Source organism: Streptomyces sp. NPDC031049 (assembly GCF_055571015.1).
The window spans coordinates 316,790-331,021 of record NZ_JBVIGC010000002.1; the positions used below are offsets into that span (position 1 = coordinate 316,790).

Sequence of the window (14,232 nt, forward strand, 5' to 3'; positions counted from 1 at the left end):
CGAGGGGCCCCGCTCCGATCCCCTTCCGGCGTAGGGTGGGGGCCCGCGTCGCGAACTCGCGGCCCTGCGGCCAGTACTGGGAGGCGGATTGCTCGTCAACTCGTCGGCGCTGGCCGCCGGAAGGCGTCACTCGGTCGGGCTGCGCCGGGACGGAACCGTTGTCGCCGTGGGCGATTCCGCAGCCGCCGAATGCCGTGTCGAACGATGGCACGACGTCGTGGCCGTCGCGGTCGGCAACGTCCACACCGCGAGGAACACGGGCCGGTCCCACACGGTGGGGCTCCGGTCGGACGGCACGGTGGTGGCGACGGGGTGGAACGGCGACGGGCAGTGCGACGTCGCCGGATGGCGGGGCGTCACGGCCGTGGCCGCGGGATGGCGCCGCACGCTCGGGCTGCTCGCCGACGGCCGCGTGCTGGCGGCCGGCCGGAGTTCGGAAGGACAGTGCGACGTGCGGTCCTGGCGCGAGGTGGTCGGCCTCTCGTGCGGTGACTGGCACTCGGTCGGCGTCCGGTCGGACGGTTCCGCGGTGGCCGCGGGGAACGACCGACGAGGGCAGTGCGCCGTCGAAGGGTGGCACGACCTGGCCGCCGTCTCAGCCGGTTACCTGCACACCGTCGGCCTCCGGACCGACGGGCGGGCGGTGGCGACAGGAGACCGGACGACCGGGGCCTGCGAGGTCGACGCGTGGGAGGAGGTGGTGGCGCTCAGCGCGGGCAGCCACCACACCGTCGGCGTCACCGCGTCCGGACGGGTCCTCGCGACGGGGGACGACAGCCACGGCCAGTGCCGGGTCGGCGGCTGGCGCGGCATCGTCGCCGTGGCGGCCGGCTCGACACACACCCTCGGCCTGCGCGCCGACGGGACGGTCGTCGCCACGGGCAGCAACGCGGACGGACAGTGCGAGGTCGGTGCCTGGTCGGACATCGAACTTCCGCCGCAATCACCGGATTGACATGCCGGGGCCCGTGAGCGGGGCGCCCTGGCCTCGAATCGGGTCTGAGGAAGCCACCTCCGCGTGACTTCGCAGCGTGGAGGCGGCCTCCTTCAGTGGAAGGGCATTCGGCGCTCACCCGGGTGATGTGACCGCTTTCAGGCGTGTCACCGCATCCGGTACCCGTTCGCCCGGCGACGGAGGACGGCGACTCCGCCGATGCAGGCGGCAAGGACGGCTGCGACCAGGACGAACGCCCACACAGGCGCGTCGGCCGCGCGAAGCGCCAGCGCGCAGAGAACGCTTACGACAGCAATTACCAGTGCCGCTACGTTGTTTTTCATGGCCCCTCAGTACTTGCAGTTCTTGTCGCTGACGATCTTCCACTTGCGCTTGGAACCGAACTTGTTCTGGTAGCACTTCTTGGGCTTGAGCTTCTTCACCTCCGCGTACGTCGGGAAGAGCACTTTGCCGCCGACGGCGAGGCCGCAGGCGGTGCCGAGTATGAGCTTCGCCTTGCCGCAGATGTAGGCCAGCCCGACTTCCACTCCGAAGCCGACGGCCAGCGCGGCCGCACCGAGTTCATGCCCCCACATGTTGATGTAGACGCCCCAGCCGAAGGTGATCTTCGGGTCGGCCACCACGGGGAAGGCAGTGTCCGGGGTCGTGTCGATCTCCTGAACGAGGGCACTGCCTTCTGCCGTGTAGCGAGTCGGCACGGGCCGACCTTGTGCGTCCTTCGCCCAAGGCGCGGCAATGGAGCCGGCGACCGACTCCTCTCCTCCCTCGCCAGTCTCAACGATGTTGAACCCGCCGTCGTCCTTAGGGCGCAGTGACGCCCCATCCGGGAGGTCGAGTTCGAACCGGTGCTTGGTGGAGGCCGCGCTGTTCTTGAGTGTGACGAGCGTCCGGACGGAGCCGTCGCGCGTCGGCTGGACGGCGAGGTCCACGCTGGAAGCGGCCTCAGGGTAGACCACGGTGCCGGTGCCTGCCTTGACCCCGTTCACGCCCTTGGCGCCGGCCAATGTGAGAGAGACACGGTCACCGCCGGTGTTCCCCACCTCCACCCTGCCGGTGGCCTTGATCGGAGCCGTGACGGTGACTGACTGCGCGTCATTCTCGACCGTCGCTTCCGCGGCGGCGTTCGGCCGCTCGTGAGACGAAGCAAGGTCTTCCGTGCCTGTAGCACGTTCCACGACTACCGCGGCCTGCTCGACGGAGCCGGGCGACGGCCCATCAGCAGCAACGGCCGGAGCGATGGTCGCAACCAGAGCTGTCGTTGTCATCACCGCGAGTCCAGCGAGTGGACCTCGGTGCAGGGTTGCTCGAAGCAACGTTCCCCCATGTGCAATCGATCGATCCTCACCGGCGTGGTCAGCGCCGGTGGCAAAGCTGATCTTGGTCGCAGCCCATGCATGTGTAAAGGACGGGTGGCAAACGTCACAGACCAGGCAAAGAAGGGTCAGAGCCTCCCTGGTCACGGCTCGCGATTGACCGGCTCACTGCCCGGCGGGCAGCCGCTGAGCCGTCCCGGCGTGCCGACGAGGTGCGATCGCGCCCCCGCAGCCCGGGTCCACTGCTCCGCCGACGGGAGGGGCCTTGCCGGTTGGCCACCCGCCTTTCCGGGCGGCCCCGACGGTCACCCCTCCGTCAAGCGGCCGGTAACGGCGCTCCGGCGCCGGCGCCGACCTCGCACCAGACGTATTTGCCTCGGTTGCCGTCCCTGGCGAGGGGTTGCCAGCCCCATACGTCGGCGCAGGCCCGCACGAGGGCCAGGCCGCGGCCTTCTTCCAGTTCCGCTGCCTGCTGGAGCGGGAGCGGGGGTTCCGGGGGTGAGGGGTCGGCGTCCCAGGCGCCGATGCGCAGGGTGCCGGTTCCCGACCAGCGGACGCGGAGTGCCGCCGGTCCTTTGGTGTGGCGTACGGCGTTGGAGATCAGTTCGGTGGCGAGGAGTTCTGCGGTGTCGGCGAGGCGGATCAGGCCGTGCATGGTGAGGATGAGGCGGAGGGTGCGGCGGCAGACGGTGACCGCGCGGACGTCGTTGGGGATGTAGAGGGAGTACTCCCAGGGTTCGTGTTCGGTTTCGGGCATGCGGACTCCTCGAAGTGGAGGGGGGAGTTGGCGGTGAGCGAGTGGTCCGGTGTCATTGCCGCAGCCGTCGTGGCAGGGCGGAGCGGTGCGCTTCCGGACGCCGGGTGCGCTGTGTGTGCGCCACGTCACCGACGGTAGGGCTAACATGTCATACCTAGCAAGCCGATTGCCTGATCTGCCCTCGAACGGGTTGCATCGGGAGCCCGTTGAACTGAGGAGTCGTCGATGGTCTTGAGGCGCGAACCCACCGCACGACAGATGCGTCTGGCCGTCGAACTGCGCAGGCTGCGGGACGCGGCGGGACTCACCGCCGTCGAGGCGGCGGCGCTGCTCGGGGTGAGCCGGGTGCAGATCAGCCATATCGAGTCCGGGCTCGCGGGCGTGAGTGAAGAGCGGTTGCGTCGCCTCGCGGCGAACTACTCGTGCACGGACGCGAAATTCATCGACGCCCTCGTGGCCATGGCGACCGACCGGACGCGTGGCTGGTGGGAGGAGTACCGAGGGCTGCTGCCCACGCCCTTCCTGGATCTCGCTGAACTCGAGCACCACTCCACGTACCGCTGGGATGTGGAGTTCCTGTTCGTTCCGGGCCTGCTTCAGACGGAAAGCTATGCTCGCGCCGCCTTCGCCTCCAGGGTCCCTGAACTGCCCGACGATGAGCTGGAGTTGCGCGTCCGCCATCGGATGCGACGCAAGGAGGTGCTTGAGGGCTCCGCGCCAGTCCCGTACGAGGCCGTGGTTCACGAAGCGGCGTTGCGTATCAGGGTCGGAGACCGGGCTACGGCGCGTGACCAGCTGGCCCGTGTGCTGGAACTCTCCGCAGCGGACCACATCACCGTGCGCGTCATCCCCTTCGACCTGGACGGCTTCGGGGGAACCTGGAGCCCCATGATGCTGGCAGGTGGGGCTGTGCCCAGGCTGGACACCGCCGTACGCGATGCGCCCCACGGGACCGGCTTCATCGACTCCGAGGCTCAACTTGGGGTTTTTCGAACGCTCTTCCGTAGAGTAGAAGGCGTGTCACTCGATCCCGCTCGGTCGCGTGACTTCATCCAGACACTGGCCAAGGAACTGTGAGGGTCCGTGACCGCTCTCGAACACTGGCGCAAGTCCTCCTACTCCGGCGGCGGCGACGGCAACAACTGCCTGGAGATCGCCGCCACCCCCACCCACATAGCCGTCCGCGACTCCAAGGCCCCCACCCGAGCCACCCTCACCTTCCCTGCCACCGCCTTCACCCCGTTCCTCGAAGCCCTCAAGCAGACCGGCAGCCCCGCGAGGGGCCCGCTCGCGGGACCCTCCGCATGAGCACCCCGCCGAACGGACTGCCCGCCTACCGGGTGCTGACCGGACCGGACGACGCCTCGTTCTGCCGGCGGGTGAGCGAAGTGCTCGCGCTCGGTTACGAGCTCCACGAAGGCCCCGCCGTCACCTTCGACGGTGAACGGGTCATCGTCGCGCAGGCGGTGGTCTGGCCGAAGCACTCCTAGCGGCCGGTTCCGCTGTCACACCCCGCCGGTACCGTCGGATCATGCCCAACCAGCCACCCGCCGCCCCCGGTGAACGGCGGCTCGCCATCCTCGAAGGCGTGCTCGAGCGCATCACGTACGCCAACGAGGAGAACGGCTACACGGTCGCCCGCGTCGACACCGGCAGAGGCGCCGGTGACCTGCTCACCGTCGTCGGGGCGCTGCTCGGCGCGCAGGTCGGGGAGTCCCTGCGGATGGAGGGACGCTGGGGGTCGCACCCGCAGTACGGCAAGCAGTTCCACGTGGAGAACTACACCACCGTGCTGCCGGCCACCGTCCAGGGCATCCGGCGCTACCTGGGATCGGGGCTGGTCAAGGGCATCGGGCCGGTCTTCGCCGACCGCATCACCCAGCACTTCGGGCTGGACACCCTCAAGATCATCGAGGAGGAGCCGAAGCGGCTCATCGAGGTCCCCGGCCTCGGACCCAAGCGGACGAAGAAGATCGCCGACGCCTGGGAGGAGCAGAAGGCGATCAAGGAGGTGATGCTGTTCCTCCAGACCGTCGAGGTGTCGACGTCGATCGCCGTGCGCATCTACAAGAAGTACGGCGACGCCTCGATCTCCGTCGTCAGGAACCAGCCCTACCGGCTGGCCGCCGACGTCTGGGGCATCGGCTTCCTCACCGCCGACAAGATCGCCCGGTCCGTCGGCATCCCGCACGACAGCCCGGAGCGGGTCAAGGCGGGCCTTCAGTACGCGCTGTCGCAGTCCACCGACCAGGGCCACTGCTATCTCCCCGAGGAGAAGCTGATCGCCGATGCGGTCAAGCTGCTCCAGGTCGACACCGGGCTGGTCATCGAGTGCCTCGCGGAGCTGGCGGAGCCCCCGGAGGACGGCGGCGACCCCGGCGTCGTACGGGAGAAGGTCCCGGGACCGGACGGCGGCGGTCCCGTCACCGCGATCTACCTCGTCCCCTTCCACCGCGCCGAGCTGTCCCTCTCCGCCCAGCTGCTGCGCCTCCTGCGTACCGACGAGGACCGGATGCCGTCGTTCCGGGACGTCGCCTGGGACCGGGCGCTCGGCTGGCTCAAGGGCAGGACCGGCGCCGACCTCGCCCCCGAGCAGGAAGCCGCCGTCAAGCTGGCCCTCACCGAGAAGGTCGCCGTCCTCACCGGCGGCCCCGGCTGCGGCAAGTCCTTCACCGTCCGCTCCATCGTGGAGCTGGCCCGCGCCAAGAAGGCCAAGGTCGTGCTCGCCGCGCCGACCGGGCGGGCCGCCAAGCGGCTCGCCGAGCTGACCGGCGCCGAGGCCTCCACCGTCCACCGCCTGCTGGAGCTGAAGCCCGGGGGCGACGCCGCCTACGACCGGGACCGCCCGCTCGACGCCGACCTCGTCGTCGTGGACGAGGCCTCCATGCTGGACCTCCTCCTGGCCAACAAGCTGGTCAAGGCCGTGCCGCCGGGGGCCCACCTGCTCTTCGTCGGCGATGTCGACCAGCTGCCCAGCGTCGGTGCCGGTGAGGTGCTCCGGGACCTGCTGGCCGACGGGGGCCCGATCCCCGCCGTGCGGCTCACGCGCGTGTTCCGCCAGGCCCAGCAGTCCGGCGTCGTCACCAACGCCCACCGGATCAACGCCGGGCAGCACCCGGTCACCGACGGCATGAAGGACTTCTTCCTCTTCGTCGAGGACGACACCGAGGAGGCCGGCCGGCTCACGGTGGACGTCGCGGCCCGGCGCATCCCGGCGAGGTTCGGACTCGATCCGCGCCGGGACGTGCAGGTCCTCGCCCCGATGCACCGCGGCCCCGCCGGCGCGGGCACCCTCAACGGCCTCCTCCAGCAGGCCGTCACCCCCGGCCGCCCCGACCTGCCCGAGAAGCGCTTCGGCGGCCGGGTCTTCCGCGTCGGCGACAAGGTCACCCAGATCCGCAACAATTACGAGAAGGGCACCAACGGTGTCTTCAACGGCACCGTGGGCGTCGTCACCTCGCTCGACCCGGTGGACCAGCGGCTCACGGTGCTGACCGACGAGGACGAGGAGGTCGCCTACGAGTTCGACGAGCTGGACGAGCTGGCCCACGCCTACGCGGTGACCATCCACCGCTCCCAGGGCAGTGAGTACCCGGCGGTGGTGATCCCCGTGACCACCGGCGCCTGGATGATGCTCCAGCGCAACCTGCTCTACACGGCGGTCACCCGGGCGAAGAAGCTGGTCGTCCTCGTCGGTTCGCGCAAGGCGATCGGACAGGCGGTGCGCACGGTCTCGGCGGGCCGGCGGTGCACGGCGCTGGACTTCCGGCTCGCCGAAAAATGATCGATCAAATGAGTCGCAAAGGTCACACAGCCCTTCCGGACGGGGAAGGAAGGGGGCAGGATGAGCAAGTTGACGGCACTGAGTGCCGCCGATAGGCCCGATGGTCGACCCCGAGTGCACTCTCCTCAGCCAAGTGGGGGATGGTAGAGACAGTCAGGGCACCTCGAAGATGAGGCACTACGTCGGTGAGGGAAGACGTGAGCGACAACTCTGTAGTACTGCGGTACGGCGACGGCGAGTACACCTACCCGGTGATCGACAGCACCGTCGGCGACAAGGGCTTCGACATCGGGAAGCTCCGCGCCCAGACCGGTCTGGTGACGCTGGACAGCGGTTACGGCAACACCGCCGCGTACAAATCCGCCATTACGTACCTGGACGGCGAGGCGGGCATCCTCCGCTACCGCGGCTACCCGATCGAGCAGCTGGCCGAGCGCTCCACCTTCCTGGAGGTCGCCTACCTGCTGATCAACGGCGAGCTGCCGACCGTCGACCAGCTCACCGGGTTCCAGAACGACATCACGCAGCACACCCTGCTGCACGAGGACGTCAAGAACTTCTACCGGGGCTTCCCGCGCGACGCGCACCCGATGGCCATGCTGTCGTCGGTGGTCTCCGCGCTGTCCACCTTCTACCAGGACAGCCACAACCCGTTCGACGAGGAGCAGCGCAACCTCTCGACGATCCGCCTGCTCGCCAAGCTGCCGACGATCGCCGCCTACGCCTACAAGAAGTCGGTCGGCCACCCGTTCGTCTACCCGCGCAACGACCTCGGCTACGTGGAGAACTTCCTGCGCATGACCTTCTCGGTCCCCGCGCAGGAGTACGAGCTGGACCCGATCGTCGTCTCCGCCCTGGACAAGCTGCTGATCCTGCACGCGGACCACGAGCAGAACTGCTCGACCTCCACGGTCCGCCTGGTCGGCTCCTCGCAGGCGAACATGTTCGCGTCGATCTCGGCCGGCATCAACGCGCTGTGGGGCCCGCTGCACGGCGGCGCCAACCAGTCGGTGCTGGAGATGCTGGAGGGCATCCGCGACACCGGCGGCGACGTCGACACCTTCATCCGCAAGGTGAAGAACAAGGAGGACGGCGTCCGCCTGATGGGCTTCGGCCACCGGGTCTACAAGAACTTCGACCCGCGCGCCAAGATCATCAAGGCCGCCGCGCACGACGTGCTCTCGGCCCTCGGCAAGTCCGACGAGCTGCTGGACATCGCCCTGAAGCTGGAGGAGCACGCGCTCTCCGACGACTACTTCACCGAGCGCAAGCTCTACCCGAACGTCGACTTCTACACGGGCCTGATCTACCGGGCCATGGGCTTCCCGACCGAGATGTTCACGGTCCTGTTCGCCCTCGGCCGCCTTCCGGGCTGGATCGCCCAGTGGCACGAGATGATCAAGGAGCCGGGCTCCCGCATCGGCCGTCCGCGGCAGATCTACACCGGTGTGGTCGAGCGCGACTTCGTGCCGGTCGAGGAGCGCTGAGCGCCCCAGGCCTGAAGAGCCCGTACCGCAGCTGAGAAGCCCCGTACCGCACAGGCGGTGCGGGGCTTGTCGTACGCCCCGCGCAGGCGGCGACAGCAGAAGGCGCCCCGGAGCGCCGGTCCCCCCACGGGCCGGCGACCAGGGCGCCTTCCCGTGTCCCGGTGCGGATTCCCCCCACGGGATCCGGCCGGGCGCTTGTGAGGACAGCGCCTGAATCGCTGCATGAGCACAACGAGCAAAACCCGTCGCACTCGTCCTGTACTGCTGTTGTGTGGTTGTGGCGTGCGGTCTGCCGGGACAGCGCACGCCCGGGAGGGCCGCTCAAAGCTTCCCGGTGTACGTGTCCCGGCAACGCATCTCCGGGGAAGTCCCCCAAGACATCCCCAGATGCCGGATCGCGCCCCCCAAGACGCTCCCCGACATCGCCAACTTAGACCTTCGAACCCCTTCGATGGTTACGTTCGCATCACTGTGATCTGCGTCTCTTGCATATGTCCTATAGATGCGCAAGGGGCCCGATTCGTCGTCCGAGACCCAGCGTAAGGAAGATGCGCGAGCCTTGTGAAGAGCTTATGTGAGGCCCGTGTCGGACTCCAGAGGGGTTGCCGTATCGGCTCGGTGAAATGCCCGTAGCCGGAGGCTGTTCGTCACCACGAAGACCGAGGAGAAGGCCATCGCCGCCCCGGCGATCATCGGGTTCAGCAGACCGGCGGCGGCCAGCGGCAGCGCGGCCACGTTGTAGCCGAAGGCCCACACGAGATTGCCCTTGATCGTCCCCAGCGTCCGCCGCGAGAGCCGGATGGCGTCCGCCGCCACCCGCAGGTCCCCGCGGACCAGGGTCAGATCGGCCGCCTCGATCGCCGCGTCCGTGCCCGTGCCCATGGCCAGCCCCAGGTCGGCGGTGGCCAGCGCGGCGGCGTCGTTGACCCCGTCCCCGACCATCGCGACCGTCCGGCCCTCGGCGCGCAGCCGGTGCACGGCGTCGACCTTGCCCTCCGGCAGCACCTCCGCGATCACCTCGTCGATGCCGACGCTCCGGGCGACGGACTCGGCCACCCGCCGGTTGTCACCGGTCAGCAGCACCGGCCGCAGTCCCAGCCGGCGCAGTTCGGCCACCGCCTCGGCGCTGGTCTCCTTGACCGTGTCGGCGACGGCGACGACACCGCGTGCCGCGCCGTCCCAGCCGACGACGACGGCCGTACGCCCGTCCCGCTCGGCCCGGTCCACGGCGCGGGCGACATCCTCCGGCAGGGAGTCGAAGAGACGCCCCACGGCCACCTCATGGCCCTCCACGCGCGCGCGTACGCCCCGCCCCGGCACGTTCGCGAAGTCCTCGGCCTCCGGCAGCGTGCCCAGCCGCCGCTCGGCGCCCGCCGCGACCGCCCGGCCCACGGGGTGCTCGGAGGCCCGCTCCACGGCCCCCGCGAGGCGCAGCACCCGCTCCTCGTCGGCGCCGCCGGCGGCGTACACCTCGTGCAGGGTCATGCGGCCCGTGGTGACGGTGCCGGTCTTGTCCAGCACGACCGTGTCGACGCGCCGGGTGGACTCCAGTACCTCCGGGCCCTTGATCAGGATGCCGAGCTGGGCCCCGCGGCCGGTGCCGACCAGCAGCGCGGTCGGGGTGGCCAGCCCCAGCGCGCAGGGGCAGGCGATGATCAGGACGGCGACGGCCGCCGTGAACGCGGCGACGGTGTCCCCCGTGGCGCCCAGCCAGCCCCCGAAGGTGGCGAACGCGATCAGCAGCACCACCGGTACGAAGACCCCGGAGATCCGGTCGGCGAGCCGCTGCACCTCGGCCTTGCCGCTCTGCGCGTCCTCCACCAGCTTCGCCATCCGCGCCAGCTGGGTGTCGGCCCCCACCCGGGTGGCCTCGACCACCAGCCGGCCCCCGGCGTTGACCGTGGCGCCGGTGACGGCGTCGCCGACTGTCACGTCCACCGGGACCGACTCGCCGGTCAGCATCGACGCGTCCACCGCCGAGGAACCCTCGGTCACCGTCCCGTCGGTGGCGATCTTCTCGCCGGGCCGGACGACGAACCGGTCGCCGACGGCCAGGCGGGCCACCGGTATCCGTACCTCACGGCCGTCGCGCAGCACGGCCACGTCCTTGGCGCCCAGTTCCATCAGGGCGCGCAGCGCGGCGCCCGCGCGCCGCTTGGAGCGGGCCTCCAGATAGCGGCCGAGCAGCAGGAAGGCGGTGACGCCGGCGGCCGTCTCCAGATAGATCGCCGAAGCGCCGTCCGCGCGGGAGACGGTCAGCTCGAAGGGGTGGCGCATGCCGGGCATGCCCGCGTCCCCGAAGAACAGCGCCCACAGCGACCAGCCGAACGCCGCCAGCGTGCCGAGGGAGACCAGCGTGTCCATGGTGGCCGCGCCGTGCCGCAGGTTGGTCCAGGCGGCGCGGTGGAAGGGCAGGCCGCCCCAGACCACGACGGGCGCCGCGAGGGTGAGCGAGAGCCACTGCCAGTGGTCGAACTGGAGCGCGGGCACCATGGCGAGCACGACCACGGGGGCGGCGAGGAGGGCGGAGACGACGAGACGCTGCCGCAGGGCGGTCGGCTCGGCGCCGTGTGTCCCGGCGCCTTCACGTGCCCCGGCGCCGCCGTGGGCCCCGGCAGCCTCGTGCGCTCCGGCGCCGGGGGACGCGGCCGTGTCGCCGGGCGCGGCCTGCGCGGAGTCGGCCGACCCGGGCGGCCCGGCCGACCCGGCCCGCCCGGGCGGCTCGGCCGGTGCCGGCGGAGGCGGCTGCTCGGCGGTGTACCCGGTCTTCACGACCGTGGCGATCAGGTCGGCCACCTCCACGGTCGCCGGATGGCTGATCCGGGCCTTCTCCGTGGCGTAGTTCACCGTGGCGGTGACGCCCTCCATGCGGTTGAGCTTCTTCTCGACGCGGGCCGCGCAGGAGGCGCAGGTCATACCGCCGATGCGCAGTTCGACCTCCGAGCGGCCGGGCTCGGCGCCGGTCACGGGGGAGGTGGTGCCCGCGGGGGTGCCTTCGGTGGTGCTGGTCATGTCCGGGCTCCAGACGGACGACCGGGCCGTGCGTGGCGCGGCCCGGTCGGGGGGTGTGCGGTGGCGGTCGGGCGCGTGCCGCTCAGGCCGTGCCGACGAGCTCGAAGCCGGCCTCGTCGACGGCGGCGCGCACGGCCTCCTCCTCCAGGGGTGCCGCGGAGACCACGGTGACCTCGCCGGAGGAGGCCACGGCCTTGACCGAGCTGACGCCGGGGATCTGGGAGATCTCGCCGGAGACGGCACCCTCGCAGTGTCCGCAGCTCATCCCGCTCACCTTGTAGACGGTGGTGACGGAACCCGTGGTGTCGGTGTGGGCGGTCATGTCGCAACTCCTCGTCGGACGTGGGGGGCGGGTACCCATGGCCCGGTCCCGGGCGACCCGGGACCGGTTCCCACCCACCATACCCCTAGGGGGTAACAAGCCCGCGCACCGGGCTCGCGGTTCACGGCCGCGGCGGCGACACCGCCGGAGGGTCACTCCCGCCTGCGGCCGCGGTTGCCCGGCCGGGACGCCACCCAGGCGCGGATGGTGTCGGCGTACCAATAGGGCTTGCCCGACTCCACGTGGTCCGGCGGGGGCAGCAGGCCGTGCTTGCGGTACGACCGTACGGTGTCCGGCTGCACCCGGATGTGGGCCGCGATGTCCTTGTACGACCAGAGCCTGCGGTCGGTCATGTGTTGCACCTCCCCGCGCGCGCCGCGGCGGTGGCCGGGGGCGGCCGTCCGGGGGAGCCGGGCGCTGCGCTGGTGATCACCAAGACTGTGTCCGGTCAACGACGCTGGGTGAGCGGGGGAGAGGGATCGTGCGCACGCGTGACCGAAGGCCCGCGTAGCCGAGACATCTGTGACACGCCAGTGGCCTTTGTGACACGCGGGCCGTATCGGTGACTCCAGAATGTCATCCGAATGTCCGGACAAAGCATTGACAGGGTCTGTCGCGCCGCACTACAAAGCCGGAGGAGACCGCCTCCGGCGCGGGAGGTCGCCCCGCCCTGGCAGGAGCGGAGCGCGGGCGCCGACTCCCCGCCCGCCACGGCCACCGCGCCGGAGGCCTGTCCACCCGCCCTGCCGTCCCCTGCCCACCCACCCTGCCCGCCCTGCCCGCGCGCCCGCCCGACCGTCCGGAACATGTGTCTACACGCGCCCCCGAACCGCAGACACTGTGTCGGGCGCGTGGGCAAGCCCGGGACTGGTGGGATGTATCCGTGGCCGGCACCGCGGCCCGATCGCCGCGGACCAGGCCCCGAGCTGTACGAACGGCACGTCTGGACCCGACGCCGCCATCTGCGAAGGAGTACTCGGTCATGACGAAGATCGTCAACCACTGGATCGGCGGAAAGACCGTCGAGGGCGCCTCGGGCACCTACGGGCCGGTGACCGACCCGGCGACGGGCGAGGTCACCACCAAGGTCGCCTTCGCCTCGGTCGAGGAGGTGGACGCCGCCGTCGCCGCCGCCCAGGAGGCGTTCCGGACCTGGGGCCAGTCCTCGCTGGCCCAGCGCACGTCGATCCTGTTCCGGTTCCGGGCGCTGCTCGACGCGCACCGCGACGAGATCGCCGAGCTGATCACCGCCGAGCACGGCAAGGTGCACTCCGACGCCCTCGGCGAGGTCGCCCGCGGCCTGGAGATCGTCGACCTGGCCTGCGGTATCAACGTCCAGCTCAAGGGCGAGCTGTCCACCCAGGTCGCCACCCGCGTCGACGTGGCCGCGATCCGGCAGCCGCTGGGCGTCGTCGCCGGGATCACGCCGTTCAACTTCCCGGCGATGGTGCCGATGTGGATGTTCCCCATCGCCATCGCCTGCGGCAACACCTTCGTCCTCAAGCCCAGCGAGAAGGACCCCTCGGCCTCCCTGAGGATCGCCGAGCTGCTCGCCGAGGCGGGCCTGCCGGACGGCGTCTTCAACGTCGTGCACGGCGACAAGGTGGCCGTCGACCGGCTCCTGGAGCACCCCGACGTCAAGGCCGTGTCCTTCGTCGGCTCCACCCCCATCGCCCGCCACATCCACACCACCGCCTCCGCCAACGGCAAGCGCGTGCAGGCCCTGGGCGGCGCCAAGAACCACATGCTGGTGCTGCCGGACGCCGACCTGGACGCCGCCGCGGACGCCGCGGTGAGCGCGGCCTACGGCTCCGCGGGCGAGCGCTGCATGGCGATCTCCGCGGTCGTCGCCGTCGGCGCGATCGGCGACGAGCTGGTGGAGAAGATCCGCGAGCGCGCCGAGAAGATCAAGATCGGTCCCGGCAACGACCCGGCCTCCGAGATGGGCCCGCTGATCACCAAGGCCCACCGCGACAAGGTCGCCTCCTACGTCGAGGGCGCGGCGGCCGAGGGCTGCGAGGTCGTCCTCGACGGCACCGGCCACACCGTCGACGGCTTCGAGAACGGCCACTGGATCGGCATCTCGCTGCTCGACAAGGTGCCGACCACCGCGAAGGCCTACCAGGACGAGATCTTCGGCCCGGTGCTGTGCGTGCTGCGCGCCGAGACCTACGAGGAGGGCGTGGCCCTCATCAACGCCTCGCCGTTCGGCAACGGCACCGCGATCTTCACCCGGGACGGCGGCGCCGCCCGCCGCTTCCAGCTGGAGATCGAGGCCGGCATGGTCGGCGTCAACGTCCCGATCCCGGTCCCGGTCGGCTACCACTCCTTCGGCGGCTGGAAGGACTCGCTCTTCGGCGACCACCACATCTACGGCAACGACGGCACGCACTTCTACACCCGCGGCAAGGTCGTCACCACCCGCTGGCCGGACCCGTCCGAGGCCCCGGCCGGCGTGGACCTGGGCTTCCCGCGCAACCACTGAACCCGGGGCGGGGGGGGGGGGGGGGGGGGGGGGAAAGGGGGGGGGGGGGGGGGGGGGGGGGGGGGGGGGGGGGGGGGGGGGGGGTTTTTGGGTGGTGGGGTGTGTTTGTTTTGTCGC

At 70.7% G+C, this 14,232-nt stretch carries 12 protein-coding genes; 7 read left to right on the plus strand and 5 right to left on the minus strand.

Going from position 1 to position 14,232, the window contains the following annotated elements; genetic code table 11:
- Positions 1–88 precede the first annotated feature (88 nt).
- On the plus strand, positions 89–955 hold the full coding sequence (locus ACZ45Q_RS04895; RefSeq protein ID WP_468254943.1) for an RCC1 domain-containing protein: 867 nt from the start codon (positions 89–91) through the stop codon (positions 953–955).
- A 329-nt stretch (positions 956–1,284) separates the two neighbouring features.
- Here ACZ45Q_RS04895 and ACZ45Q_RS04900 read toward each other — a convergent pair whose 3' ends face one another.
- Both ACZ45Q_RS04900 and ACZ45Q_RS04905 read right to left on the minus strand, forming a co-directional pair.
- Positions 1,285–2,220 (minus strand): hypothetical protein, encoded by a 936-nt coding sequence (locus tag ACZ45Q_RS04900; protein WP_468254946.1) that lies wholly within the window; start codon positions 2,218–2,220, stop codon positions 1,285–1,287.
- A 364-nt stretch (positions 2,221–2,584) separates the two neighbouring features.
- Entirely contained in the window at positions 2,585–3,025 is a 441-nt protein-coding gene (locus ACZ45Q_RS04905; RefSeq protein ID WP_468254948.1) for an ATP-binding protein, read from the minus strand.
- 225 nt (positions 3,026–3,250) lie between these two features.
- On the opposite strand from ACZ45Q_RS04905, the gene ACZ45Q_RS04910 reads away from it, so the two are divergent.
- From ACZ45Q_RS04910 to ACZ45Q_RS04930, 5 genes are all read left to right on the plus strand, one after another.
- Positions 3,251–4,102, plus strand: coding sequence for a helix-turn-helix domain-containing protein (locus ACZ45Q_RS04910; protein ID WP_468254951.1), 852 nt, complete (start codon positions 3,251–3,253; stop codon positions 4,100–4,102).
- A gap of 6 nt (positions 4,103–4,108) precedes the next feature.
- Positions 4,109–4,333, plus strand: coding sequence for a DUF397 domain-containing protein (locus tag ACZ45Q_RS04915; RefSeq protein ID WP_468254954.1), 225 nt, complete (start codon positions 4,109–4,111; stop codon positions 4,331–4,333).
- Positions 4,330–4,515 carry a DUF1737 domain-containing protein gene (locus tag ACZ45Q_RS04920; RefSeq protein WP_468254957.1) on the plus strand — a complete coding sequence of 62 codons (186 nt, stop codon included), beginning with the start codon at positions 4,330–4,332 and terminating at the stop codon, positions 4,513–4,515. Before ACZ45Q_RS04915 ends, ACZ45Q_RS04920 begins: the two co-directional genes overlap by 4 nt.
- Before the next feature lie 41 nt (positions 4,516–4,556).
- Positions 4,557–6,809: an SF1B family DNA helicase RecD2 gene (recD2, locus tag ACZ45Q_RS04925; protein WP_468254960.1), complete on the plus strand. Its 2,253-nt coding sequence runs from the start codon at positions 4,557–4,559 to the stop codon at positions 6,807–6,809.
- 197 nt (positions 6,810–7,006) lie between these two features.
- Positions 7,007–8,296 carry a citrate synthase gene (locus ACZ45Q_RS04930; RefSeq protein WP_468254963.1) on the plus strand — a complete coding sequence of 430 codons (1,290 nt, stop codon included), beginning with the start codon at positions 7,007–7,009 and terminating at the stop codon, positions 8,294–8,296.
- A gap of 570 nt (positions 8,297–8,866) precedes the next feature.
- Here ACZ45Q_RS04930 and ACZ45Q_RS04935 read toward each other — a convergent pair.
- The 3 genes from ACZ45Q_RS04935 to ACZ45Q_RS04945 all read right to left on the minus strand — a co-directional run bounded on the left by ACZ45Q_RS04935 (position 8,867) and on the right by ACZ45Q_RS04945 (position 11,983).
- Positions 8,867–11,308 carry a heavy metal translocating P-type ATPase gene (locus ACZ45Q_RS04935; RefSeq protein ID WP_468254966.1) on the minus strand — a complete coding sequence of 814 codons (2,442 nt, stop codon included), beginning with the start codon at positions 11,306–11,308 and terminating at the stop codon, positions 8,867–8,869.
- An 82-nt stretch (positions 11,309–11,390) separates the two neighbouring features.
- On the minus strand, positions 11,391–11,630 hold the full coding sequence (locus tag ACZ45Q_RS04940; protein ID WP_468254969.1) for a heavy-metal-associated domain-containing protein: 240 nt from the start codon (positions 11,628–11,630) through the stop codon (positions 11,391–11,393).
- A gap of 152 nt (positions 11,631–11,782) precedes the next feature.
- Positions 11,783–11,983 (minus strand): helix-turn-helix transcriptional regulator, encoded by a 201-nt coding sequence (locus tag ACZ45Q_RS04945; protein WP_468254972.1) that lies wholly within the window; start codon positions 11,981–11,983, stop codon positions 11,783–11,785.
- 629 nt (positions 11,984–12,612) lie between these two features.
- On the opposite strand from ACZ45Q_RS04945, the gene mmsA reads away from it, so the two are divergent.
- Positions 12,613–14,115, plus strand: coding sequence for a CoA-acylating methylmalonate-semialdehyde dehydrogenase (gene mmsA, locus ACZ45Q_RS04950; protein ID WP_468254975.1), 1,503 nt, complete (start codon positions 12,613–12,615; stop codon positions 14,113–14,115).
- The last annotated feature ends 117 nt before the right edge of the window (positions 14,116–14,232 follow it).